We start from the raw sequence: 24,684 nt of genomic DNA, 5'->3' as shown, positions 1-24,684 counted from the left end.
CTCGCTGTTCAGGTTGAACCGGCAATTTTACCACAGGCGACATTTTCGGCACGCCCCCACGGCAGCAACATGGCCAGGCCCACGGGCAGCCAGCTGATGAACCATTCGGCACGTGGGGTACCGGTGAGGCTGGCGGCATCGAACTGCATGGCCAGGGTCGAATAAACCCAGAAGCCGAGCAGGATCTTGCCGAACAGTGTGTGGCGTGCACGTACGATTTCACCCAGCGTGTACAGCCATACCAAAACCCACAGCACCATACCGGGCAGGCCGATTTCCACCGCGATATGGGTGAACATGTTATGGGTGTGGTCGAAGTGCTTGCCCACCGCACTCACGTCGTAGGCTGCCCCCAGCCCGAGACCGGTCCACGGATGTGCCGCAATCATGTCGACCACGGCACGGAAGATTTCCGGCCGGTAGGACGAGCCGCGCTGGGTGATCAGGTCATACACCAGGTAGAAGGCCAGACCAGTGGCAGTGGCCGCCAGGATCGAAAACACCCGGCTATGCCAGTCACGGAACCACAGCGGGGCCAGGATCACGGTCAGCACCAGAGCCAATACCGCGCCACGGCTCTGGCTGAGCATGGCGAACGCGCCCAGACAGGCCAGCGCTGCCAGCCACAACAGCTGCAGGCCGCGTTGCCGTGGCGGCAGGTAGAGCAGGAAGAGCACGGCCGAGCCGATGACATAAGCACCCAGGATCGGGTGCGATATTTCACCGATGCCTTGCAGGCGAGCCAGCAAAGGCTCGCCCTGCATGCCATAGAAACGGATCACGGAGACCAGCGCGGCAACGGCCAGCAATGCGCTGCCGGCCAGCAACAACTGGCGAATGCGTGCCTGGCCAAGCTGTGCCAGCAGTGGAAACGCCAGCAGGAAGATCAGGATGTAAAGCAACCGCTTGGCCTCTCGCCCCGGATCTTCTGCTATCGACCATGTCAGGCTCAGCCCGCTCCATGCCAACAGCAACAGCACGCTGCCCCACAAAGCTGGCTGATGCTTCCAGGCCTGCACCAGGACATGCCTGGCGGACCAGGCCAGAACCAGCGTGGGCAACCACAGGAACAACACCAGGCCTTGCTGATAAATCTTGTTGCTGGGTGCCAGGGCGATGGCCGCCAGGAACCAGACCAGACCCAAGCCCAACCAGGCTCGAGCCCAGCTTTTTCGATACAACATCCTCTTCCCCCGATGAATCAAATACACCATCCATGGTGCTACTGCATTATTTTCGGCATTATTGCCGGTCATTTTGTTCGCCAGACGACAAGGCCCTATTCATGCAATGCTCCCGGCTCCCCCAGGTCGACTTCGATCAGCTGACACAAGGCGCTCAGGTGCTTGAGGCAGATAGCCATGGCGCCAAAGTCTACCTTCTCGCGGATGGTAATTTCCTCAAGGTTTTTCGTCGCAAGCGCCTGATTTCATCTGCACTGCTGCGTCCGTACTCGCAGCGCTTCGTCGACAATGCTGCACGCCTGGCGCAAATGGGCATTCCCACCCTGGAAGTGATCAGCCAGCACAAGCTCGACCTGCCAGGTCGCACTGCGGTGCTGTATCGCCCGCTGCCAGGGCGGACCTTGTTGCAGATGTCGCGCGACGACGGTTTCAGCTGGGATATCTACCTGCCGCGCCTGATCGAGCTGATCCGCCAGTTGCATCGCAGCGGCGTGTACTTCCGCTCCCTGCACCTGGGCAATGTGGTGGTTACCCCCGACCATCAGCTGGGCCTGATCGACGTGGCGGACATGCGTTTCCTGCGCGCGCCATTGTCGGCGCGCATGATTCGTCGCAACGTGCAGCACATGGTGCGCTACATCGAGCGGGAGAACCTCGGTGACCGGTTCCCCGTTGCCGCCTTCGAGGCAGCCCTGCTGGCGCGCTGAAGGTCAACCGCGCAGCAGGTTATGCGAGCCGTTGCTGAACGCTTGCCAGGCCTGCTCCGGGGCCAGCGCCTGGCGCTGCCGGGCGGCCGCTGCAGGGCCATCGAGCGTCGCGCATTGCTCGATCGCCTTGGCCCAGGCGTCTTCATCGGCAATTGGCAGGTAGCAACCCGTGTCCCGCAACTGCTCACGGAATACCTGCAGGTCGCTGCAGACCACCGGCACATCGGCCATGACCGCTTCCTGCACTACCAGCCCCAGTCCTTCGGAACGCGAAGGGACCATGAGCCAGTCGAATGCACGGTACAGTTGCTGCAGGTCGTCGCGGTGACCGCTCAGGTGTACGCGCCCGGCCAGGCCCAGCGCGTCGATACGCGCCTGCAGCGCCGCATGCAGCGGGCCTTCACCGATGATCGCCAATTGCAGCCCCGGCTGGCGCGCGCTGGCCTTGGCAAAGGCCTCGATCAGCATCTCGAAGCCTTTGCTCTCCACCAGCCGCCCGACCGCACCCAGTAGCAAACCGCTGGCCGCTGGCAAGTCCAGCGCTTGTCTGGCCGCTTCGCGGCTCAACAACGGCTCGGCGAAAGCCCGCGGATCCAGGGCCATGCGCAACGTCTGCACGGGCCTGCCCAGATCGTTTTCAAGCGCCGCCGCGAGCGTCTGGGAAACAGCGGCAATGCTCAGCCGCTCTGCCGGGAACATGCGTAGCAGGCGCAAATCACTGGCACTCAGCCGCGTCTTGCCATGGAACAGTACCTTGGCGCGCAGCCGCGGAACCTGCTGCAGCAACGGCAACACCAGCCGCGCCACGCCGACGCCGTCGAGCAGCACCACTTCGGCCTGGGCCTCGTCCAGCGCCTTGCGCAAGCGCATGCGTAACCATGGACGCAAAAGGCGCCACAGGTGCCGCCCTTTCAGGGCCCGTGACGGCATGTGCCACTCCCGGGTCGAGCCGAGCCCACAGCAGAGCCCGCTACCGAGCAGTAGCCAGTTACTGATACGGGCATCGGCACCCGCGTGCGATAATACTTGCCGATGCACCTTGTGGATGGACATGTACGGCGTTCCACCCGCCCACATCATATTGACGATGTTCATGGGTCCGCTCCCGCTCATGTCAGGTGGGACAGCGACTTCATTGAACAAATAGGGTGATTGCCATGCCGATTACGGCACCTGCCACCAACGTCAATGCCAACTTGATCCGATCCCGCTTACGACGCTTTGCCTTGCGCTCCACTTCGATGGGCAAGGTCACATGGTTACCAAACCCGGTGTGCAATACTGCATCACCCTCCAGGGTGACCGCTGTCAGATTTAACTCAGCATAGCGTCGGGAAAGAGCCTTTTCCCCAGAATAGGCGGCAAATGGCGCGCAGCGCTGGTAGTCGGCCAGCCGACGCAGCCCTGGGTTGAGCGAAAAGGCCTGCCACTCGGCCTTCTCGGACAGCAGCGGATAACAAGGCACACCGGCGATCACCTGACGATCGCCCAGGTGGATATAGGGGCTGTGGATGGCCAGGTCATGGGCGTGGCTACGCAGCCACACCTGCAACAGGTCGGGGCTGGCCTGCAGAATGGCCCGCGAGTCTTCGACGAAGCCCTGGCGGTAGAAATGCCAGTCATCCTCGCAGTGGAAGATGTACGGCGTCCTGACGTGGCTGTAGGCCAGGTCGATGGACGGCAACTGACCAAGCTTGGGCCGGTTGACGAACACCTTGCAGTGCGGTTTCCAGTGCTCCGGCACAGCGGCGTGCACGGCATCGTCACCGGAATCCTCGGTGATGAATACCTCACGAATGGGCGCGGTGTTGTAGCGATCGAAACTCTCAAGGGTATCTTTGAGCAGATCGAACCGCCCACAGCTGGTCACGACGAGCGTGACATCACTATCATTTGAAAAGCGCACCGGACTCCCTCCGCCTTGCGACTATCGACTTTCAACACCCGCTCCGTACGGGCGAAAGTTCTTGTGTTAGATGCCCAGCTTCAGGCGCAGCCGCTGCCATGCAGACAACGGCGGGTGGGGCCTGAGCGCCGGGCGCATGTGGTCGACGATGCTACGTCCAACGGCCCCGAAACTGAAACGGGAAACCGCCAGATGGCGACCATTTTCTGCAATCTGCCGGGCCAGTGCAGGGTCCGCACGCAAGCAGCGGAGTTTTTCCTGAAGGGTCGGGATGCTGTCATAAAACACCACGTTGTGCATGTCCTGCAGGCCCAGCGCGCGGTTTTCTGCCTCGCCCTGGTCATACGCCAGCAACACACAGCCGCAGGCCATGGCTTCGAAGTTCTTGATCATGTATTCGCCCATGCCGACATCGGCACTGACGAAGAAGCGGATACGATTGAGCGTGTTGCAGTAGTCCTCGCCCGATTTGGTACGGGTCACCACCAGGTTCTCCACCCGGCCCAGCTCGTCCAGCAGCGCCTTGCGTCCGCTATAGGCGACACTGTTGGTGCTGCCGACAAACGCCAGCTCGATGTCACGCTCGCGCCCCTGGTCACTGAGCAAGTGCTCGTCGTAACCCTTGGGCACGAACACGGCATCGAACCCTTCCTCGCGCAGGCGCTCGCTGACCATGTACCCGGAGCTGATCACCCGCGCCCATGGCAGTTGGCGATAATGCGCACTGAACTTGCCGGTGTACTTGCACGGGATGTAGTTCTGGTAGGCATCATGTTCGAGAATGACCAGGTTCGGCACCGTGCGGATGAACGCCACCTGGCGAATCTCTTGCTTGAAGCGCAGGAAGAACAGGATGCGGTCATAGCGCTCGACCTGCACTTCCCGCTTGAAATAGCGACGCAGGTTACGCTGGTCTTCGCTGGTCAGCCAGCGCAGGTCACATTCGCAGTTGGCCGCGACGCCATCGTACAGGCGGTCGAGAATGGCCCGCTGTTCCTTCTGCACCAGAAATAGGACTTTCATTGCTTTCCTTGGGCGCTCTGCGCCATCGCGGTCAACCATGGGGTCTACAGCTCGCGCCGCCAGAACAGTTCATGGCGGCGCACGGCCTTGCGGAAGAACTCGTTCTCCCCGTAAGGCGATGGTCTCCGTCCGGCCAGCCAACGCTGCAACCAGCGGCGCACTCGGCGCTTGAACGGCGCGGGCGGCTGCAGGTCGTGCATCATGCCCAGGGCCATGGCCTTGTCGCGTTGGGTCGCCAGGTCGAGCACCAGGCTACAGGGCGCCCAGGCCTGATCAGCGCTCATCTGCGGTGGCAACGCCACGCCATCGCCACTGTCACCCATCGGCCAACGGTCGTTGTCATGCAGGTGGTTGGCATAGCAGAGCAAGGTTTGCGGCTGCCAGGCCAGGCCTTGCAAGGCCTCCAGCACTGCGGCCTGGGCGCAGACGTGGTCGGGGTGCGGGTCGAGCTGCGGGTGCGGCATCACCAGCACTTGCGGCCTGACCATTTCCAGCAAGGTCCGCAGGTCGGCAAGCAGGTTGTGCCAGGTCGGCGCGCCATCGCCATCGGCCGGCAGTGGGAACGGGTTGAACTGGCGGAACATACGGATATCGGCGAGTCCAGCCTCACGGGAAGCGGCCGGCTGGTCTGGCGCGGCCTGCATGGCGGGCAGTTGCAGGCAGAAATAGCCCAGTTGCACGCAGTGCGATTCCGGGACGCCGGCCCAGCGTGGCACGGCGATGCTGTCCCAGGCCCGCAAGCGGCCTTTCAACCGTGCAGCCTCGGCCTTGGCCAGGCCCATCTGCTGGTAGTGTTCAGCCTCGATCTCACCGGCGGTCAGGGTCACCACCCAGGTTTCGTCAGCCTGGCTGTAGAGACCATAAGCGGCCAGCTCGGCGTCATCGGCATGCGGCGCAATCACCATGACCCGGCGCCGTTGCAGCTCGACCGGCGGGGTTATCCACAGGCGCGGCTGGCCTTGCAACCGGCAATGACGGCCACGCAGGCGCAACGAACCGGCTTGCAAGGGTGCCGCCAGGCCGCTCAGGTTGAGGAACCGCATGCCATCGACACCGCGCTCGAAGGTTTGCCGGTCGTCCTGCCCGGTAGCCAGCAGTTCGACCCGCGGGTCGAAGAAGCGCCCGAGCCAGGTGCTTTTCACGCGCAACTCGAGGATCAAGGTTTCGTTGCCCTGCAGCACGCAATCGGCCTTGAGCAGGCCAGCGTCCAGGCTGGCGGCAACCGGCCGGGCCTGGTCGCCGAAGTCATAGGCGTAGTCCTCGCTGGGCGCATAGAACAGATGGTCGGCAAACCAGGCTTCATGGCCCGCCCACAACAGCGGCAACAGCAGCAGCGGCAGCCACCACCAGGTGAATAGCCCCAGGGCAACCAGCGCAACCACGCCCACCAGCAGGCCCAGGCGCTTGTTGCGCCGATGGCGTTTGAGCAACTGCTGCTTGCGGCTCACGCCTGGTACACCGACACGGGGTTGCACCAGCGGTCCTTGTACTCGCGGTCGGCACGACCGAACGAGAACCGCAGCGGCTTGTTGCGCGCCCGGGCATCCTCCCAGGCAGCCTGGGTGTTGAGGAAGCTCAAGACGCTACCGGGGCTGAATGCCTTGGTTTGCGGGTCGACACCACCATTGATGTACTCGACGCTGATCCACTCCGGCGCTTCGACACGGTACACCAGCTGGATGGCAATCGGCTTGCCATCCAGCAGCAGCACCGAACCGATCAGCAGCTCGCGCAAGCGCTCCAGCACATCGGCCATGCGCTCGGCCCCGGTGGCCGGGAAGCCCCAGCGACGCTGGAACAGGTCGCAGTACATTCTGGCAATCTCCTGCGCGCTGAAGTCGCCGATCGGACGCACCACCCCGCCCGCCTCTTCCAGCAGGCGCAGCTCGCGGCGCTGGTTGTAGCGGAACTTCTTCGACAGCTCTTCCGGTGCACGTGCCATGGCCAACTGTTCCTTCTGCGCCTTGAGGCCACTGAAGCGGCCCTTGTTCAGTTCGGACAGGTAACGCGCCGTATGGCGCAACGGCGCTGCGGCATCGGCCGCCGCCGGCAGGATGATTTCGGCATTGCCCAGGTCGAACAGGGCTTTCTTGCCGGTACGCTTGAGCACATCCTTGGACAGCGCCAGGTGGTGGCCCCAGGCCGGGATGGCTGCCTTCAGCACGCCAGCCTGATGCCACCCCAGGTAACGCACCGGCAGCTGCGCCAGGTCGGCCAGTTGTTCGACGACCAGCGGATGGGTAGCGACGCTGCCGCCAAAGCGGGCCCATGCCTCGGCGTAGGCTTTGGCGTCGATGGTTTGCCAACCGCGTTCGCGGAAGGCCTGAATACGGTTGAGCATCAAGCCTTCCCTACCAGAGAACGGACTTGCGGCAGCTGCCAGAAGGCTTCGCGCACCGCCTGGTCGGAGAAGCGCTCACGCAGACGCTGCAGCATGTGCGCGGTACAGGCCTGGCGCTGCGGCTCATCAAGCACGGCCATGTGCTTCAGGCCTTGGGCCAGCTGGCCGGCATCCCCCAGCGGGAACAGCACGCCGACACCCTCGACCACTTCGCGCGCACCGCCACAGGCCGTTGCCAGCACGGGAACTCCGGCGGCCATCGCCTCGAGCAGGACCATGCCGAACGGCTCATGGTCGGAACTGAGGGCAAACACGTCGAACGCCTGGAAATAACGGCGTGCGTCGGGCACCTGGCCAAGGAAGTCCACTTGCCCGGCAACGCCCAGTTCGGCGGCCAGGGCCTTGAGCCTGACCTCCAGGCGGCCCTTGCCGAGGATCGCCAGACGTGCACCGGCCGGCAGCCCCGGCAGCGCTTCGGCAAAGCCACGCAACAGGGTGGCCTGGTCCTTGTCCGGGTGCAGGCGCCCGACATTGCCGACAATCCATGCCTGCGCATCCAGGCCCAGGGCCTGACGGGCTTCGGCGCGTGGCACCAGGGCCGCTTGCAGGGCTTCGATGTCGATGCGGTTGTAAAGGGTCTGGATACGTTCGGCTGGCCACTTCGGCAGGCAGCTGCGCATCTCGTCACGCACTGCGTCTGATACCCCGAGCAGGCTCAGGCGCTGGCTGAACAGGTTGGCGAACAGGCGGCGGCCCTTGCGCTGGTAGTCGCCAAAGGCATGGTGCACGCCGATCACCGGCAAGCCGGTACCCAGCAGCGCCACGTAGATCGGCTTGAAGCGATGGGCAATGCAGAAGGTGAAATTGCGCTCGGCGGCAATCCGCCGCAACGCGCGGATGGCGCCGAGCTTCAGGCCGCGCACGGCCTTGGAGCTGAACTCCAGGAACAGTACCTCGTCCGAGGCGCAGCCGGCCGCCACTTGCGGGTCGGCAGCGCCGGTGAGGAACACCGTGGTCACCTGGTAGCCATGCCCCTGGAACAGGCTGGCGTACTGACGGGCGCAGTCCAGGAACGGCCCGTCATAGCCATGGCAGAACTGCAGGACGCGCGGTTCAGAGCGGCTGGTCATACAGGGCTGCGCCGTCCTTCACCACCAGGATGTCCTCCATGATGAGGTACTGCAGATCCGAGCCGAAGAACATGTTCAAGGCGTCGGTCGGCGAGCAGATCATCGGTTCACCACGGCGGTTCAACGAGGTGTTGAGCGACACGCCGTTGCCAGTCAGGTCCTCCAGCGCCTTCATCATGTCGTAGTAGCGCGGGTTGTATTCGCGCTTGAGCACCTGGGCCCGCGACGTGCCATCCTCGTGGACCACTTCTGGCACACGGGTCTTCCACTCTTCAGCCACTTCGAAGGTGAAGGTCATGAACGGCGCCGGGTGGTCGACCTTGATCATCTGCGGGGCGACGGTGTCGAGCATCGACGGGCAGAAAGGTCTCCAGCGTTCGCGGAACTTGATCTGCTCGTTGATGCGGTCGGCCACGCCCGGCACGCTCGGGCAACCGATGATCGAACGGCCACCCAGGGCACGCGGGCCGAACTCCATGCGGCCCTGGAACCAGGCCACCGGGTTGCCATCGACCATGATCCGGGCAATGCGCTGCGGCATGTCGTCGAGCTTGCGCCACTTCGGCGCGTTCGGGTGGCGGGCACAGGCAGCGACCACGTCTTCGTTGGAATACGACGGGCCGAGGTAGACGTGTTCCATCTTCTCGACCGGTACGCCACGGGCGTGGGAAACGTAGGCTGCAGCGCCCACGGCGGTGCCGGCGTCACCGGAGGCTGGCTGTACGAACAGCTCCTTCACATCGGAACGGGCGATGATCTTCTGGTTGAGCTTGACGTTCAGCGCACAGCCGCCAGCGAAGGCCAGCTTGCCGGTTTCACGCAGGGTGTCGCCCAGGTAATGGTCGATCATCTGCAGGGCGATTTTCTCGAACAGCGCCTGCATGCTGGCTGCGTAATGGATGTACGGCTCATCGGCGATGTCGCCCTCGCGCTTGGGGCCGAGCCATTCGATCAGTTTCGGCGAGAAGTAGAAGCCCTTGCCCTTCTCCTTGTAGCGGCGCAGCCCGATCACGTTGGCGTATTCGGTGTTGATCAACAGCTCGCCGTTTTCGAAGCTGGCCAGGCGCGAGAAGTCGTATTTGCTGGCGTCGCCATACGGCGCCATGCCCATGACCTTGAACTCGCCGTCGAGCATCTCGAAACCGAGGAACTCGGTGATTGCGCCGTACAGGCCACCGAGCGAGTCCGGGTCGAAGAATTCCTTGATCTTGTGAATCTTGCCGTTTTCGCCGTAGCCAAAGAAGGTGGTGGCATATTCGCCTTTACCGTCGATGCCGAGAATTGCGGTCTTTTCCTTGAAGCCCGAGCAGTGGTAAGCGCTGGAGGCGTGGGCCAGGTGGTGCTCGACCGGCTCGATCTTGACCTTTTTCGGGTCGAAGCCCAGCTGCTCCAGGCACCAGACGATCTTCTTGCGGTAGCGCTTGTAGCGGCGGTTGCCCATCAGGATGGCGTCGAGGGCACGATCCGGGGCGTACCAGTAACGCTTGGCATAGTGCCAGCGTGCCTTGCCGAACAGGCTGATCGGGGCGAACGGGATGGCTACCACGTCGACATCGGATGGCTTGATGCCGGCCTGCTCCAGGCAGAACTTCGCCGACTCGTAGGGCATGCGGTTCTTCGCATGCTTGTCACGCACGAAGCGCTCTTCTTCGGCGGCGGCAACCAGCTTGCCGTCTATGTACAGGGCCGCGGAAGGGTCATGGCTAAGGGCGCCGGACAGGCCAAGAATCGTCAATGCCAAGGGATCAGCCTCTTCATTCGTAGAAATGCGCCAGCGGCCCAGCGGGCGGGTGGCGGCTAAAGGGCGGGATTATAACGCAAACATGTGCACAACGCGGCAACCCGTACCGACCCCATTGCCGGCAAGCCAGTACAGGCAGGCAAGATAAGCTTATTCAGCGATCAACCAGTCCATGCGGTAGCTGCCGGCGGTCTGCGCCAGCTCCTTGGCCAGCCAGGGCAGCAGCTCCTTCAGTTCGTCCTCCAGCCCCCATGGCGGGTTGGCGATGGCCAGGCCCGAACCATTCAGGCCCTGCGGGCTGTCCTGGTGGTGCACGTACAGCTCGACACGCAGCAGCTTCGGTGCGCCGGTGCTGGTCAGGTCCTGGTAGAAACGGGTCAGCGAGCGCTGATCCTTGATCGGATACCAGATGGCCGCGACCGTCTGGCGCATGCGGCTGATCGCTTCTTTCATCGCCGTGGTGCAGCGCTTCAGTTCATCAGCCTGTTCAAATGGCGGGTCGATCAGCATGATCGCGCGCTTTTCCTGCACCGGCAGCAGGGCTCGCGGCACATGCCAGCCTTCGCCCAGGTGCACGACCACACGCGGGTCCTTCTTCATGTTCTCCTTGAGCAGCGGCCCGTCTTCGGGATGCTTCTCGTTGAGCAGGGCGCGATCCTGCTGGCGCATCAGGCGGCGGGCCAGCTCGGGCGAACCGGGGTAATAGCGCAACTCGCCATCGGCGTTCAGGCGCTTGATGATGCGCAGGTAGTCAGCAGCCATGGCCGGCAGGTCGTCGCGGCTCCACAGGCGGGCCACCCCTTCCAGGTATTCGCCGGTCCGGGTTGCCTGGTCACCTTGCAGGTCGTACAAGCCGAGCCCTGCGTGGGTATCGATGTAGGCGAACGGCTGCTCCTTGCGCGACATCAGGGCGATGAGGCGGGTCAGCACGATGTGCTTGAGGACGTCGGCGTGGTTGCCGGCGTGGAAGGCGTGACGATAATTCATGGCAACTCCTGCGGGGGCGGCAAGTTTACCTTGCCTTGCAGGCGGAGTCAGGCCTGGCTGTCGATCAGCGACGCCCGCCAGGCAGGCGCCGCCGTTTCAACCGGTGTTACTTGTCAGCGTGATACGCCGCATCAGCCGTTTCGAAGCGCTGTACCATCGCTTTCGAAGGGCTGCCCAGCTTGCTCACCACAACGATGGCAATGCTGGCGAACAGGAAGCCCGGGATGATTTCGTACAGCCCGAGGGTGTCGAAGTTCTTCCACAGGATCACGGTCAGCGCACCGACCACGATACCGGCCAGTGCGCCGTTACGGGTCATGCCTTTCCATAGTACCGAAATCAGCACTACCGGGCCGAATGCGGCACCGAAACCAGCCCAGGCGTATGCCACCAGGCCCAGTACACGGTTTTCCGGATTGGCGGCCATGGCGATGGCGATCAGCGCTACGGCCAGGACCATCAGGCGACCGACCCACACCAGCTCGACTTGCGAAGCGTTCTTGCGCAGGAAAGCCTTGTAGAAGTCTTCGGTCAGGGCGCTGGAGCAAACCAGCAGCTGGCAGCTCAGGGTACTCATCACCGCCGCCAGGATGGCCGACAGCAGCACACCGGCGATCCACGGGTTGAACAGAATCTTGGCCAGCTCGATGAACACACGCTCGTGGTTTTCGGTGACCGGGCCTGCCAGCTCGGGGTGCGCCGAGAAGTAGGCAATGCCGAAGAAGCCCACGGCGCAGGTGCCAGCCAGGCACAGGATCATCCAGGTCATGGAGATGCGGCGGGCGTTGGCGATCGATTTAACCGAGTCGGCTGCCATGAAACGCGCCAGGATGTGCGGCTGGCCGAAGTAGCCCAGGCCCCAACCCATCAGCGAAATGATGCCGATGAAGGTCGCGCCCTTGAACATGTCGAAGTGAGCCGGGTTCACCACCTCGATAGCGGCGAAGGTCTGATCGAAGCCGCCGGTGGAGATCAGCACGATCACCGGGGTGAGGATCAGCGCGAAGATCATCAGCGATGCCTGCACGGTGTCGGTCCAGCTCACCGCCAGGAAGCCACCAATGAAGGTGTAGGCAATGGTCGCCGCCGCACCGGCCCACAGGGCGGTTTCATAGGACATGCCAAAGGTGCTTTCGAACAGACGGGCACCGGCAACGATGCCAGAAGCGCAATAGATGGTGAAGAACACCAGGATCACGATCGCCGAAATGATTCGCAGCAGGCCGCTGTGGTCTTCGAAACGGCTGGAGAAGTAGTCCGGCAGGGTCAGTGCATCGCCGTTGTGCTCGGTCTGCACGCGCAGGCGGCCAGCGACGAACAGCCAGTTCAGGTAGGCGCCGACGGTCAGGCCGATGGCGATCCAGGCCTCGGACAAACCAGCGAAGTAGATGGCGCCCGGCAGGCCCATCAGCAGCCAGCCACTCATGTCGGAAGCACCGGCGGAGAGCGCGGTAACCACGCTGCCCAGGCTGCGACCGCCAAGGATGTAGTCGGAAAGGTTCTTGGTGGAGCGATAGGCCGCGAAGCCGATCAGCACCATTGCCGCGATGTAGATCACGAACGTGATCGTTAGTGGGTTGCCCATATGTGTGCCCTGGCGTTTGTTTTTATCTCATGCACAACCGCAGCATGGCGGTTGCACCCAGGCGGCGAATGCTATGCAACAACGCGAAGCGGGTGCAACCATTTTTCACCGAGAAGTTGCACCTGCCGGAGCATTTTCCGATAAAGCTGATTTTTTGCTCCTTTTTGGAGCAAACAGGCTGGTTTTCAGAATAAAACGCACCGAAAACACGCCTTTTACATGTCCGTGATCGACCAGCTGACGAGTTGCACCTTTTTCATCGAAATTTAGGGTTGCACCTGGTTGCACCCGAATTGTCCTACAGCTACTCTTGGCGCCAGCTTAGGCCACAACCGTGGCAATAACGAGGATAAGAAATGGCGACGACCACCCTTGGGGTCAAACTCGATGACCCGACCCGTGAGCGACTCAAGGCAGCTGCGCAGTCCATTGACCGCACGCCGCACTGGTTGATCAAGCAAGCGATCTTCAACTATCTGGAGAAGCTCGAGGGTGGTGCCACCCTGACCGAACTCAACGGTCACGCCAGCAACCTGGCCGACGACGCCGGCGAAATCCAGCCCGACCACAGTCACCAGTGCTTCCTCGAGTTCGCCGAGAGCATCTTGCCGCAGTCGGTGCTGCGCTCGGCGATTACCGCCGCCTACCGCCGCCCCGAACAGGAAGTGGTGCCGATGCTGCTGGAGCAGGCTCGCCTGAGCGCGCCGCTGGCCGAGGCGACCAACAAGATGGCTGCCGGCCTCGCCGAAAAACTGCGTAACCAGAAGAGCGCCGGTGGCCGTGCCGGTATCGTCCAGGGCCTGCTGCAGGAGTTCTCGCTGTCGTCCCAGGAAGGCGTGGCACTGATGTGCCTGGCCGAAGCGCTGCTGCGCATCCCCGACAAGGGAACCCGTGACGCACTGATCCGCGACAAGATCAGTACCGGTAACTGGCAGCCCCACCTGGGCAACAGCCCGTCGCTGTTCGTCAACGCGGCTACCTGGGGCTTGCTGCTGACCGGCAAGCTGGTGTCCACCCACAACGAATCCGGCCTTACTGCCTCGCTCACCCGCATTATCGGCAAGAGCGGCGAGCCGATGATCCGCAAGGGCGTCGACATGGCCATGCGCCTGATGGGCGAGCAGTTCGTCACCGGCGAAACCATCGCCGAAGCCTTGGCCAATGCCAGCCGCTTCGAGTCCAAAGGCTTCCGCTACTCCTACGACATGCTCGGCGAAGCCGCACTGACCGAGCACGACGCGCAGAAGTACCTGGCGTCCTATGAACAGGCCATCCACTCGATTGGCAAGGCCTCCCATGGCCGTGGCATCTATGAAGGGCCGGGCATCTCGATCAAGCTGTCGGCCCTGCACCCGCGCTACAGCCGCGCCCAGTACGAGCGCGTGATGGAGGAGCTGTACCCGCGCCTGCTGTCGCTGACCCTGCTGGCCAAGCAGTACGACATCGGCCTGAACATCGACGCCGAGGAAGCCGACCGCCTGGAGCTGTCGCTCGACCTGCTCGAGCGCCTGTGCTTCGAGCCTTCGCTGGCCGGCTGGAACGGTATCGGCTTCGTCATCCAGGCCTACCAGAAGCGCTGCCCTTATGTGATCGACTATGTCATCGACCTGGCCAAGCGCAGCCGCCACCGCCTGATGATCCGCCTGGTAAAAGGTGCCTACTGGGACAGCGAGATCAAGCGTGCCCAGGTCGAGGGCCTGGAAGGCTACCCGGTCTACACCCGCAAGGTGTACACCGACGTGTCCTACGTCGCCTGCGCCCGCAAGCTGCTGGCCGTACCCGAGGCCATCTATCCGCAGTTCGCCACCCATAACGCCCATACCCTGTCGGCCATCTATCACATCGCCGGGCAGAACTACTACCCGGGCCAGTACGAGTTCCAGTGCCTGCACGGCATGGGCGAGCCGCTGTACGAGCAAGTGGTCGGCAAGATTTCCGAAGGCAAGCTGAACCGCCCGTGCCGCGTCTATGCACCGGTCGGCACCCACGAAACGCTGCTGGCCTACCTGGTCCGCCGCCTGCTGGAGAACGGCGCCAACACCTCGTTCGTCAACCGCATCGCCGACCATTCGATCTCCATCCAGGAACTGGTCGCCGACCCCGTCGCCAGCATCGAGCGCATGGGCACCCAGGAAGGCAGCATCGGCCTGCCGCACCCGCGCATCCCGCTGCCGCGTGAACTGTATGGCAGCGAGCGGGCCAACTCGGCCGGCATCGACATGGCCAACGAACACCGCCTGGCGTCGCTGTCTTGCGCCATGCTGGCCACCGCCCACAACGACTGGAAAGCCGCCCCGCTGCTGGCTTGCGCCGCCAGCGAGAGCGCTGCCGTAGCCGTACTGAACCCGGCGGACCACCGCGACGTGGTCGGCCATGTGCAGGAAGCCACTGTCGCCGACGTCGACAACGCCATCCAGTGCGCCCTGAATGCCGCACCGATCTGGCAGGCCACCCCGCCGGCCGAACGTGCTGCCATCCTGGAACGCACCGCCGACCTGATGGAGGCCGAGATCCAGCCGCTGATGGGCCTGCTCATCCGCGAAGCCGGCAAGACCTTCGCCAACGCCATCGCCGAAGTGCGTGAAGCGGTAGACTTCCTGCGCTACTACGCGGTGCAGGCACGCAACGACTTCAGCAACGACGCCCATCGCCCACTGGGCCCGGTGGTGTGCATCAGCCCGTGGAACTTCCCGCTGGCGATCTTCACCGGCCAGGTGGCCGCGGCCCTGGCCGCCGGCAACCCGGTGCTGGCCAAGCCGGCCGAGCAGACCCCGCTGATCGCCGCCCAGGCCGTGCGCCTGTTGCTGGAAGCCGGCATTCCGGAAGGCGTGCTGCAACTGCTGCCAGGCCGTGGCGAAACCGTCGGTGCCGGCCTGGTCGGTGATGAGCGCGTCAAGGGCGTGATGTTCACCGGCTCCACCGAAGTCGCCCGCCTGCTGCAGCGCAACGTCGCCGGCCGCCTGGACAACCAGGGCCGCCCGATCCCGCTGATCGCTGAAACCGGTGGCCAGAACGCGATGATCGTCGACTCCTCGGCGCTGACCGAACAGGTAGTGATCGACGTGGTGTCCTCGGCGTTCGACAGCGCCGGCCAGCGTTGCTCGGCACTGCGCGTGCTGTGCCTGCAGGAAGACTCCGCCGACCGTGTGATCGAAATGCTCAAGGGAGCCATGGCCGAAAGCCGCCTGGGTAGCCCGGACCGCCTGGCCGTCGACATCGGCCCGGTGATCGACGCTGAAGCCAAGGCTGGCATCGAGAAGCACATCCAGGGCATGCGCGAGAAAGGCCGCCCGGTCTACCAGGTGGCGATTGCCGATGCCGCCGAGATCAAGCGCGGTACCTTCGTCATGCCGACCCTGATCGAACTGGAAAGCTTCGACGAACTGAAGCGCGAAATCTTCGGCCCGGTGCTGCACGTGGTGCGCTACAACCGCCGCAACCTCGACCAACTGATCGAGCAGATCAACAACTCCGGTTACGGCCTGACCCTCGGCGTGCACACTCGCATCGACGAGACCATCGCCAAGGTGGTGGAAACCGCCAATGCCGGCAATATGTACGTCAATCGCAACATCGTCGGTGCCGTGGTCGGTGTGCAGCCGTTCGGTGGTGAGGGCCTGTCCGGTACCGGCCCGAAAGCCGGCGGCCCGCTGTACCTGTACCGCCTGCTGTCGACCCGCCCGGCCGACGCGATTGGCCGCCATTTCCAGCAGCAGGATGGCGAAGGCAAGCCGGACCGCACCCTGCACGAGCAGCTGATCAAGCCGTTGCACGGCCTGAAAGCCTGGGCCGAGAGCAACCAGCATGCCGACCTGGCCGCGCTGTGCAGCCAGTTTGCCAGCCAGTCGCAGAGCGGCATTGCCCGCCTGCTGCCAGGCCCGACCGGCGAGCGCAACAGCTACACCATCCTGCCGCGCGAGCACGTGCTGTGCCTGGCCGACAACGAAGCCGACCTGCTGGCGCAGTTCGCCGCAGTGCTGGCTGTGGGCAGCTCGGCGGTGTGGGTAGACGGTGAACCTGGCAAGGCCCTGCGCGCTCGCCTGCCGAAAGAGCTGCAGGCCAAGGTCAAGCTGGTGGCGGACTGGAGCAAGGACGAAGTGGCATTCGACGCCGTGATCCACCATGGCGACTCGGACCAGCTGCGCGGCGTGTGCCAGCAGGTGGCCAAGCGTGCCGGGGCGATCGTCGGTGTGCACGGGCTGTCCAGCGGCGATCATCAGATTGCGCTGGAGCGCCTGGTGATCGAGCGGGCGGTGAGTGTTAACACTGCGGCGGCGGGTGGTAACGCCAGCCTGATGACCATTGGCTGATAGCTGAGGGTTGTTGAAGAGAAAGGAGAGCTTCGGCTCTCCTTTTTTTATGGGCGCTGAGTTGAAAATCAGGCCTTCTTCCTGCCCAACTCAGTATCATCCATGAGCGCTTTGTCCATCACATCGCCAGAGCCACCAGAGACACCAGCTTTTGCCTCCCTCCGAAAGTAGCATCAGCCCAAGCCACACCGAATAGCCCATATTGGAAACCAGCATCGGCCAAACCAGGATTGTGGATATCGAAGGAACGAAAAAAAAGATACGAAAGGGGATCTGCACCATCGCCAGGTAGATGGCCACCCGACAACGCAGAAGAAACAAAACGCAAGTCGCGATCAAGGAGAGCTGCAGAGCCAGGCCCAGCCAGACTATGAACTCCAGCCCTCCTCCCCAGTTCTGCATGTTGTGCAATCCATCGTTGAAATCCGTCCAGAAAGGTATTGCGCCTCGCGCCATGCTGCGAAGGACGTAAAGAACGAGGTAGAACGCATCCATGCCTCCCCAGAACAGGAAAGCGGTTCTACGTATGCTCAAGCTCGAGCTCTCCAACGTCACCTCCAGTTTTCGCAGATGTACCGCTTTCTGTAGGAGCGGTCTCGCGTGGCGAAACGGCCGCAACACGGCCTCAGCAATTTCATCTGTGAAGTGAAGCCCAGGGCCGCTTCTGCACGGAGCAGCGAATCCGCTCAGACCATTGATGAAAGTGCGATCAAAGCAAACAGCTGTGCTGTTGTAAGCGAGATACACAATAACATCCAAAGCCAATTGGCCAGCGTGAAACGGCTGTTGGCCAAGCCGTATTTGTCACCTGCGCTAAAGTTGGTGCCTTTTTGCATGGGTACCAGAACGATCAGCCAGGCAGCATGAGACACCAGCCCGGCAAAATAGGCTTCCCACGGTTGGTTCTCCAGAACAATGCTGGCAACCACCCAAACAACGCACATAACGTAATAGCCCAGCGTGAGCCCCAGGATGGACCATGGATAGCTTCTACCTGAGTCGCGAATATGGTCATTCACCCTTCTCAATAATGGGTAGATGAAGAACACAGCAAAAGCGCTTCGCCAGAACGGGCTGACCTTCTCACCTGTTCTGGCTCCATATAGCTTCCAATTTTGATAGAAACAATACAGCCAGTAGAAGCCCATGGTGAAAAAGGTCATTACCCCAAACTTCGTAGGCGAAACTACGAAGAAGGGCACCTGATCGCGTTGGCCATCTGTCAAGTCATTACTGTGGACATCACTCATCTGAAACGCCGCCTTGTGAAAACCAAAGAGCACATTCAAGGCCAAATGCCACTTGGTCCGCGGTAGTCCAAATCCACTCCGACTTGTGGGAAACGTCTCGGTTTTTTCGGCGTCTGTTCGGCCTTTCTCGTGACCCCTACTGGTAATGCGCAGGTCCCGGCATCAACACACTAGCCGTGGGCTCACGCCAAAGGGCCCGCGCAGGGATCCCAGCTTTCTGAACCCATATCACCCAAACCTATTAACCTCCCCCACCCCACCCTATCGGCCTAGACTCGCAGCATCTCGCAACAGGACCGCGACCATGCCCGAGACCCTGCTCAGCCCCCGCAACCTGGCCTTCGAGCTCTACGAAGTACTCGACGCCGAAGCCCTGACCCAGCGCCCACGCTTTGCCGAGCACAGCCGCGAAACCTTCGACGCCGCGCTCACCACCGCCCGCACCATCGCGGAAAAGTTCTTCGCCCCGCACAACCGCAAAGCCGATGAAAACGAGCCGCGCTATGTGGACGGCCACGCCGAACTGATCCCGGAAGTGAAACCCGCCATCGACGCCTTCCTCGAAGCCGGCTTCCTCAACGCCAACCGCGACTTCGAAGTCGGCGGCATGCAGTTGCCCAGCCTGGTCTCACAGGCCTGCTTCGCCCACTTCCAGGCCGCCAACGCCGGCACCACGGCCTACCCGTTCCTGACCATGGGCGCAGCCAACCTGATCGAAAGCTTCGGCAGCGAAGAACAGAAGCGCCTGTTCCTGCAGCCGATGATCGACGGCCGTTACTTCGGCACCATGGCCCTGACCGAACCCCATGCCGGCTCTTCGCTTGCCGATATCCGCACCCGTGCCGAGCCTGCCGGTGACGGCAGCTACCGGCTCAAGGGCAACAAGATCTTCATTTCCGGCGGCGACCACGAACTGTCGGAAAACATCGTGCACATGGTGCTGGCCAAGCTGCCGGATGCCCCGCCCGGGGTGAAAGGCATCTCGCTGTTCATCGTGCCGAAGTACCTGGTCAACCCGGACGGCAGCCGCGGCATGCGCAACGATGTGCTGCTGGCCGGGCTGTTCCACAAGATGGGCTGGCGTGGCACCACGTCCACCGCGCTGAACTTCGGCGACAACGGCCAGTGCGTCGGCTACCTGGTCGGCCAGCCGCACCAGGGCCTGGCCTGCATGTTCCAGATGATGAACGAAGCCCGTATCGGGGTGGGCATGGGCGCAGTGATGCTTGGCTATGCCGGCTACCTGTACGCCCTGGACTATGCCCGCCAGCGGCCTCAGGGCCGGCTACCGGATAACAAGGACCCGCACAGCCCGGCGGTGCCGATTGTCGAGCACACGGATGTGAAACGCATGCTGCTGGCACAGAAGGCCTATGTGGAAGGCGCGTTCGACCTGGGCCTGTACGCAGCGCGCCTGTTCGATGACACCCACACCGCCGCCGATGAAGGCGCCCGTAAACAGGCGCAAGACCTGCTCGACCTGCTGACCCCGATCGTCAAGTCCTGGCCTTCGACGTTCTGCCTCAAGGCCAACGAACTGGCGATCCAGATTCTTGGTGGCCACGGCTATACCCGTGAATATCCTGTCGAGCAATACTATCGCGACAACCGCCTGAACCCGATCCACGAAGGCACCGAGGGCATCCAGTCGCTTGACCTGCTGGGCCGCAAGCTGGCACAGCACAACGGCGCCGGGCTCAAGCAACTGCTCCGCCTGATCGCCGCAACCGGCGAGCGCGCCAGTCATCACCCGAGCCTCGACCTACTGCGCCAACCACTGGAACAACTGGTCACCCGCCTGCAAGCCGTAACCTTGGCCCTGCTCGGTGACCTGGCCCAGGGCAAACTCGCCGGCGCCCTGGCCAACTCTGCCCTTTACCTCAAGGCCTTCGGCCACTGCGTGATCGGCTGGCGCTGGCTGGAACAGGCCATTCACGCCGAGCTTGGCCTGCTCGAGGGCAGCCCGGTCGACCGCGACTTCTACCTCGGCAAGCTACAGGCTGCTCGTTATTTCCTGACCTGGGAAGTGCCAGGCTGCCATAATGAGCTGGCATTGCTCGAGGCGCGCGACGACACCTGCCTCGCCATGCAAGACGAGTGGTTCTAGGGGGAGCCACCGTGTATACGGAGGCTTTCGCATGTTCGATTCCAGCGCCCTGCTGCGCCAGCGCTTCGCCGCGCTGCGCAGTTCGGCCGAGTTGTTTTCCCTGCGCCATGTGAAACAGTCGCACCAGGCGCTGTCGGTACGCCGCAACGTCGCAGAGCCGCCGCTGTTCAGCCAGGACGAAGGCGCCATGCTCACCGTGCGGGTCAATGGCGTAGAGGCCTATGCCGCCACCGCAGACCTGTCCCAGGCCGGGTTGCAACGTACGCTGGAGCAAGCCGAGGCACTGGCCCGGCAAATCGCCCGCCACAGCTTGTTGGACCTGCGCGGGCAGGCAGTGACCAGTGCCCGGCATGACCACATTTCGCCCAACTTTGACCAGCCTGTGCCCTCCCTCGCCGATTGCCTTGGCCTGCTCGCGGCAGAATCGGCCAGCGTGCCCAAGGACAGCCGCCTGGTAGATTGGCAAGCCAGCCTGGGCATGAGCCTGGTCGAACAGACCTATCTGAATTCGGCCGGCGCACAACTGCGCCATGCCCAGCGCTTCCTGTTCCCCGGCCTAGGGGTGACCGCCAGCGACGGCCAGGACAGCCAGAGCCGCAGCCTGGGCCGTGACAACTTCGGCCAGCAGGGCGGTTTCGAGATCATCGAGCGCTGCGGCCTGGTCGGCGCCGCCCGCCGGGTGGCGGACGAGGCGCTGCAACTGCTGCTGGCGCCGAACACTCCCAGCGGCCCGCGCGACCTGCTGTTGATGCCGGACCAGATGATGCTGCAGATTCACGAATCGATCGGCCACCCGCTGGAGATGGATCGCATCCTGGGTGACGAACGTAACTACGCCGGCACCAGCTTCGTCAAAGCCAGCGATTTCGGCCACCTGCAGTACGGCTCCAGCCTGCTGAACGTGACCTTCGACCCGACCATCGACGAAGAGCTGGCCAGCTACAGCTTCGATGATGACGGGACCCTGGCCAGCAAACAGTTCCTGATCCGCGACGGCTTGTTGCTGCGCCCGCTGGGTGGTGCGCTGTCGCAGTTCCGCTCCGGCCTGGACGGCGTGGCCAACAGCCGTGCCTGCGGCTGGAACCGTGCGCCGATCGACCGCATGGCCAACCTCAACATCGAGCCGGGCGACAAATCGCTGAACGAGCTGATCGAGGGCATCGAGCACGGCATCCTGATGCGCACCAACCGTTCCTGGTCCATCGACGACGCGCGCAACAAGTTCCAGTTCGGCTGCGAATGGGGCCAGCTGATCGCAGACGGCGAACTCAAGGGCATCGTCAAGAACCCCAACTACCGCGGCATCTCCGCGCATTTCTGGCGCAACCTGGCGGCAGTCGGTGACCGTACCACCTTCCAGGTGCTGGGTACGCCCAACTGCGGCAAGGGCGAACCCAACCAGGTGGTACGGGTTGGTCACGCTTCACCGGCCTGCGTGTTCCGCCAGATCGACGTATTCGGAGGAGACGCCTGATGCAACACGCATTCGAAACCCTGGTCGGAAACCTGCATGCCGCCTTGCAAGCGGGCGAACACTTCACCCTTGGCTACAGCGCCGAACGGTCGCAGTTCGTGCGTTTCAACCATGCCAAGGTGCGCCAGGCCGGCGAAGTGAGCCAGGCCAGTGCGCAACTGCGGCTTGTCTGCGATGGCCGTCAGGCAGAGCAACAGGTGACCTTGAGTGGTGACGCGCAACTCGATGGCCAGCGCCTGAACACTGCCCTTGAGCAACTGCGCCAGACCTTGCCGCTGTTGGCCGTCGATCCGTACCTGCGTCTGGACGAAAGCGCCTGGCGTAGCCACAGCCAGCAGCAACAGCCGCTGCCCGAACTGAATGAAGTACTGGCCCTGCTCGAGCACGAAGCCGGCGACCTGGACTTGGTCGGCATCTACGCCGCCGGCCCCGTGTGCCGGGGCTTCGCCAGCTCGTTCGGAGCCTTCGGCTGGCATCAGGCCAACAGCTTCAACTTCGACTGGAGCCTGTTTCACGCAAATGGCGAGGCGGTGAAGGCCAACTACGCGGGGCAGGCGTGGCGCGCTGACGAGTTCACCACGCGCCTGCGCCAGGCACGAGAACAACTAGGTTTCCTCGGCCGCCCGGCAGTTTCCCTGAAGCCTGGCAGCTATCGCGCCTACCTGGCCCCGGCGGCGATGGACGAGATTGCCGGCATGCTGTGCTGGGGCGGGTTTTCCGCGCAGGCCCTGGCCACCGGCAACAGCGCCTTGCAGCGCCTCTACCACGGCGATGCGCGGCTGAGCCCGCTGGTGAATTTCACCGAGCAGGTCAGCGGCTCGCTGAGCCCGGCGTTTTCCGATGAAGGCTCACCGCGCCTGGATGTGCCGCTGATCCAGCAAGGCAAGGCGCTGCAACGGCTGGTCAGCGCACGCAGCGCCGCCGAATTCGGGTTGCTGGCCAATGGTGCCGATAGCTACGAATCGCCATGTGCGCTCAGCCTTGCACCAGGTAGTTTGCCCAGCGAAGCGGTGCTTGAGCGGCTCGGCACCGGGCTGTACATCAGCAACCTGTGGTACCTGAACTACTCCGACCTGCCAGCAGCGCGAATGACCGGGCTGACCCGCTTCGCCACCTTCTGGGTGGAGAATGGGCAGATCCAGGAGCCGGTGCGCACCATGCGCTTCGATGACAGCCTGTACAACTTGCTGGGTAACCAGCTGGAAGACCTGACCCGTGAGCGCGAGATGATTCTATCGACCAGTACCTATGGGCAGCGCAGTACCGGGTCGAGTCATTTGCCGGGGGCGCTGGTCAAACGCCTGACCCTGACATTGTGATTGGACTTGCCGGGCCTTTCGCGGCTAAAGCCCCTCCAACAGGGAACGCACACCCCCTGTGGTAGAGGTTTGCGCCGCGAAAAGGCCGGCACTGACAAACGAGGAAGTCATGCCCGAACGCACCCCGCTGGACCCCGTCACCGCCCGCTGGATCCCTTGGGTGGTGGCCATCGCCTTCTTCATGCAGTCCCTGGATGGCACCATCCTCAACACCGCATTGCCGGCCATGGCCCGCTCGCTGGCCGAAAACCCGCTGCGCATGCAAGGCGTGATCATCGCCTACATGCTCACGGTGGCCTTGTTGATCCCCGCCTCGGGCTGGATCGCCGACCGCTTCGGCACCAAGCGCATCTTCTTCAGCGCCATCCTGCTGTTCAGCTTCGGCTCGCTGCTGTGCGCCGCGGCCAACAGCCTCGGCTTCCTGATCTTCGCCCGGGTCGTGCAAGGCCTGGGCGGTGCGCTGATGCTGCCAGTCGGGCGACTGGTGGTACTGCGCGCCTACCCACGCACCGAGCTGGTGCGCATCATGAGCTTCATCACCATTCCCGGCCTGCTCGGCCCGCTGTTGGGCCCGACGGTTGGCGGCTGGCTGGTGGAAATTCTAAGCTGGCACTGGATCTTCCTGCTCAACCTGCCCGTCGGCCTGGTCGGCTGCTATGCCGTATGGAAGTTCATCCCCGACCTGCGCGGCGCCGAACGCACCACCTTCGACGGCCCAGGGTTCCTGCTGTTTGGCGCGGCGATGGTGCTGATCACCATCGCCATGGAGGGCCTGGGTGAGCTGCACCTGCCACACCTGCGGGTGATGTTGCTGCTGTTCGCCGGCATGGCCTGCCTGGCGGCCTACTGGCTGCGCGCCGGGCGCGACCCGGAGCCACTGTTCTCGCCCAGCCTGTTCCGCGTGCGCACCTTTGCCATCGGTATCCTCGGCAACCTGTTCGCCCGCCTGGGCAGTGGCGCCCTGCCGTTCCTGGTGCCGTTGCTGCTGCAGGTGGCGCTGGGCTACTCACCGGCCCAGGCCGGCATGAGCATGATTCCGCTGGCCGCGGCGGCCATGCTCGCCAAGTCCATCGCCCGGCCGCTGATCGAACGCTTTGGCTACCGCATCATCCTCACCGCAAACACATTGCTGCTGGGCGTGCTGCTGGCCAGCCTCGGCCTGGTCGACGAGCAGACGCCCTATGCCGTGCTGCTGCTTCAGCTTGGCCTGCTCGGAGCAGTCAACTCCATGCAGTTCACGGCAATGAACACCGTCACCCTGATCGACCTTGACGACGCCAGCGCCAGCAGCGGCAACAGCCTGCTGTCGGTGGTGGCGCAGCTGTCCTTGAGCCTGGGCGTGGCCTGCGCCGGTGCGCTGCTGGGTGGTTTCACCGCTGCCGGCAGCGCCGAAGGTGTGGAAACCACCTTGGGCGCATTCCAGCTGACCTTCGTGACCATCGGCGTGATGGCCATGCTCGCGGCGGCGATCTTCCTGCAGCTGGCGCCGACGGACGGAAGGCGTGCCCGTCGTCCGGAACAACACATGGAGTCGTAGGGCGAATGGCCACGAGGCTGGTAGACTATGCGGCATTTTTCGCTTCGCACCGCAGGCCTGCCTCGTGACCACCGATTCCACCG

General features: G+C 63.3%; 19 protein-coding genes. 6 read left to right on the top strand and 13 right to left on the bottom strand.

Annotated elements, in window-relative coordinates; translation table 11 throughout:
• Positions 1-8: 8 nt before the first annotated feature.
• Positions 9-1,184 carry an O-antigen ligase family protein gene (locus B4L76_RS16095; RefSeq protein WP_296233824.1) on the bottom strand — a complete coding sequence of 392 codons (1,176 nt, stop codon included), beginning with the start codon at positions 1,182-1,184 and terminating at the stop codon, positions 9-11.
• Between the two features lie 101 nt (positions 1,185-1,285).
• Here B4L76_RS16095 and B4L76_RS16090 point away from each other — a divergent pair, with 101 nt between their 5' ends.
• Positions 1,286-1,891 carry a toluene tolerance protein gene (locus tag B4L76_RS16090; protein WP_296233823.1) on the top strand — a complete coding sequence of 202 codons (606 nt, stop codon included), beginning with the start codon at positions 1,286-1,288 and terminating at the stop codon, positions 1,889-1,891.
• A 3-nt stretch (positions 1,892-1,894) separates the two neighbouring features.
• On the opposite strand, the gene B4L76_RS16085 is transcribed toward B4L76_RS16090, so the two are convergent.
• The 10 genes from B4L76_RS16085 to B4L76_RS16040 all read right to left on the bottom strand — a co-directional run bounded on the left by B4L76_RS16085 (position 1,895) and on the right by B4L76_RS16040 (position 12,892).
• The gene (locus B4L76_RS16085; protein ID WP_296233821.1) at positions 1,895-2,986 is read right to left on the bottom strand and encodes a glycosyltransferase; all 1,092 of its coding nucleotides are present in this window, start codon (positions 2,984-2,986) and stop codon (positions 1,895-1,897) included.
• A gap of 37 nt (positions 2,987-3,023) precedes the next feature.
• A complete protein-coding gene (locus B4L76_RS16080; protein WP_296233819.1) occupies positions 3,024-3,797 on the bottom strand; it encodes a glycosyltransferase family 2 protein in 774 nt (257 codons plus the stop codon).
• 66 nt (positions 3,798-3,863) lie between these two features.
• Positions 3,864-4,820, bottom strand: a complete 957-nt coding sequence (locus B4L76_RS16075; RefSeq protein ID WP_296233818.1) for a glycosyltransferase family protein — start codon at positions 4,818-4,820, stop codon at positions 3,864-3,866.
• A 44-nt stretch (positions 4,821-4,864) separates the two neighbouring features.
• Positions 4,865-6,268 (bottom strand): PIG-L deacetylase family protein, encoded by a 1,404-nt coding sequence (locus B4L76_RS16070; RefSeq protein ID WP_296233963.1) that lies wholly within the window; start codon positions 6,266-6,268, stop codon positions 4,865-4,867.
• On the bottom strand, positions 6,265-7,161 hold the full coding sequence (locus B4L76_RS16065) for an antimicrobial resistance protein Mig-14 (RefSeq protein WP_296233817.1): 897 nt from the start codon (positions 7,159-7,161) through the stop codon (positions 6,265-6,267). The genes B4L76_RS16070 and B4L76_RS16065 overlap by 4 nt, the downstream gene beginning before the upstream one ends.
• Entirely contained in the window at positions 7,161-8,291 is a 1,131-nt protein-coding gene (locus B4L76_RS16060; protein ID WP_296233816.1) for a glycosyltransferase, read from the bottom strand. Before B4L76_RS16060 ends, B4L76_RS16065 begins: the two co-directional genes overlap by 1 nt.
• Positions 8,275-10,032, bottom strand: coding sequence for a carbamoyltransferase family protein (locus B4L76_RS16055; RefSeq protein WP_296233814.1), 1,758 nt, complete (start codon positions 10,030-10,032; stop codon positions 8,275-8,277). Before B4L76_RS16055 ends, B4L76_RS16060 begins: the two co-directional genes overlap by 17 nt.
• A gap of 150 nt (positions 10,033-10,182) precedes the next feature.
• On the bottom strand, positions 10,183-11,019 hold the full coding sequence (locus B4L76_RS16050) for a 23S rRNA (adenine(2030)-N(6))-methyltransferase RlmJ (protein WP_296233813.1): 837 nt from the start codon (positions 11,017-11,019) through the stop codon (positions 10,183-10,185).
• A gap of 106 nt (positions 11,020-11,125) precedes the next feature.
• Positions 11,126-12,604: a sodium/proline symporter PutP gene (putP, locus tag B4L76_RS16045; protein WP_296233812.1), complete on the bottom strand. Its 1,479-nt coding sequence runs from the start codon at positions 12,602-12,604 to the stop codon at positions 11,126-11,128.
• A 105-nt stretch (positions 12,605-12,709) separates the two neighbouring features.
• Positions 12,710-12,892, bottom strand: coding sequence for a hypothetical protein (locus B4L76_RS16040; RefSeq protein WP_296233810.1), 183 nt, complete (start codon positions 12,890-12,892; stop codon positions 12,710-12,712).
• 68 nt (positions 12,893-12,960) lie between these two features.
• Between B4L76_RS16040 and putA the strand changes: the two genes are divergently transcribed.
• Complete coding sequence (gene putA / locus B4L76_RS16035) at positions 12,961-16,914, top strand: trifunctional transcriptional regulator/proline dehydrogenase/L-glutamate gamma-semialdehyde dehydrogenase (protein WP_296233808.1); 3,954 nt, start codon at positions 12,961-12,963, stop codon at positions 16,912-16,914.
• Between the two features lie 96 nt (positions 16,915-17,010).
• Here putA and B4L76_RS16030 read toward each other — a convergent pair whose 3' ends face one another.
• Positions 17,011-17,409 (bottom strand): hypothetical protein, encoded by a 399-nt coding sequence (locus B4L76_RS16030; RefSeq protein ID WP_296233806.1) that lies wholly within the window; start codon positions 17,407-17,409, stop codon positions 17,011-17,013.
• 191 nt (positions 17,410-17,600) lie between these two features.
• On the bottom strand, positions 17,601-18,164 hold the full coding sequence (locus B4L76_RS16025) for a hypothetical protein (RefSeq protein ID WP_296233804.1): 564 nt from the start codon (positions 18,162-18,164) through the stop codon (positions 17,601-17,603).
• A 304-nt stretch (positions 18,165-18,468) separates the two neighbouring features.
• On the opposite strand from B4L76_RS16025, the gene B4L76_RS16020 reads away from it, so the two are divergent.
• The 4 genes from B4L76_RS16020 (at position 18,469) to mdtD (ending at position 24,601) form a co-directional block, all read left to right on the top strand.
• Entirely contained in the window at positions 18,469-20,271 is a 1,803-nt protein-coding gene (locus B4L76_RS16020) for an acyl-CoA dehydrogenase (RefSeq protein ID WP_296233802.1), read from the top strand.
• 31 nt (positions 20,272-20,302) lie between these two features.
• Positions 20,303-21,745, top strand: coding sequence for a TldD/PmbA family protein (locus B4L76_RS16015; RefSeq protein ID WP_296233801.1), 1,443 nt, complete (start codon positions 20,303-20,305; stop codon positions 21,743-21,745).
• Positions 21,745-23,064, top strand: a complete 1,320-nt coding sequence (locus tag B4L76_RS16010; RefSeq protein ID WP_296233800.1) for a TldD/PmbA family protein — start codon at positions 21,745-21,747, stop codon at positions 23,062-23,064. Before B4L76_RS16015 ends, B4L76_RS16010 begins: the two co-directional genes overlap by 1 nt.
• Before the next feature lie 109 nt (positions 23,065-23,173).
• Complete coding sequence (mdtD, locus tag B4L76_RS16005; protein ID WP_296233798.1) at positions 23,174-24,601, top strand: multidrug transporter subunit MdtD; 1,428 nt, start codon at positions 23,174-23,176, stop codon at positions 24,599-24,601.
• Positions 24,602-24,684 lie beyond the last annotated feature (83 nt).

This window comes from Pseudomonas sp. UBA4617, from assembly GCF_002386445.1.
Lineage (GTDB): Bacteria > Pseudomonadota > Gammaproteobacteria > Pseudomonadales > Pseudomonadaceae > Aquipseudomonas.
The sequence above is the reverse complement of the archived record's forward strand: the minus strand, read 5'-3'. Positions and strand labels throughout refer to the sequence as shown.

Coding starts and splice junctions, on each gene's coding strand:
- B4L76_RS16090 (WP_296233823.1), top strand. CDS start 1,286: ATGCAATGCTCCCGGCTCCCCCAGGTCGACTTCGATCAGCTGACACAA.
- B4L76_RS16025 (WP_296233804.1), bottom strand. CDS start 18,164: ATGAGTGATGTCCACAGTAATGACTTGACAGATGGCCAACGCGATCAG.
- B4L76_RS16085 (WP_296233821.1), bottom strand. CDS start 2,986: ATGAACATCGTCAATATGATGTGGGCGGGTGGAACGCCGTACATGTCC.
- B4L76_RS16095 (WP_296233824.1), bottom strand. CDS start 1,184: ATGTTGTATCGAAAAAGCTGGGCTCGAGCCTGGTTGGGCTTGGGTCTG.
- putA (WP_296233808.1), top strand. CDS start 12,961: ATGGCGACGACCACCCTTGGGGTCAAACTCGATGACCCGACCCGTGAG.
- B4L76_RS16065 (WP_296233817.1), bottom strand. CDS start 7,161: ATGCTCAACCGTATTCAGGCCTTCCGCGAACGCGGTTGGCAAACCATC.
- putP (WP_296233812.1), bottom strand. CDS start 12,604: ATGGGCAACCCACTAACGATCACGTTCGTGATCTACATCGCGGCAATG.
- B4L76_RS16060 (WP_296233816.1), bottom strand. CDS start 8,291: ATGACCAGCCGCTCTGAACCGCGCGTCCTGCAGTTCTGCCATGGCTAT.
- B4L76_RS16015 (WP_296233801.1), top strand. CDS start 20,303: ATGTTCGATTCCAGCGCCCTGCTGCGCCAGCGCTTCGCCGCGCTGCGC.
- B4L76_RS16010 (WP_296233800.1), top strand. CDS start 21,745: ATGCAACACGCATTCGAAACCCTGGTCGGAAACCTGCATGCCGCCTTG.
- B4L76_RS16020 (WP_296233802.1), top strand. CDS start 18,469: ATGCCCGAGACCCTGCTCAGCCCCCGCAACCTGGCCTTCGAGCTCTAC.
- B4L76_RS16075 (WP_296233818.1), bottom strand. CDS start 4,820: ATGAAAGTCCTATTTCTGGTGCAGAAGGAACAGCGGGCCATTCTCGAC.
- B4L76_RS16030 (WP_296233806.1), bottom strand. CDS start 17,409: ATGGATGCGTTCTACCTCGTTCTTTACGTCCTTCGCAGCATGGCGCGA.
- B4L76_RS16050 (WP_296233813.1), bottom strand. CDS start 11,019: ATGAATTATCGTCACGCCTTCCACGCCGGCAACCACGCCGACGTCCTC.
- mdtD (WP_296233798.1), top strand. CDS start 23,174: ATGCCCGAACGCACCCCGCTGGACCCCGTCACCGCCCGCTGGATCCCT.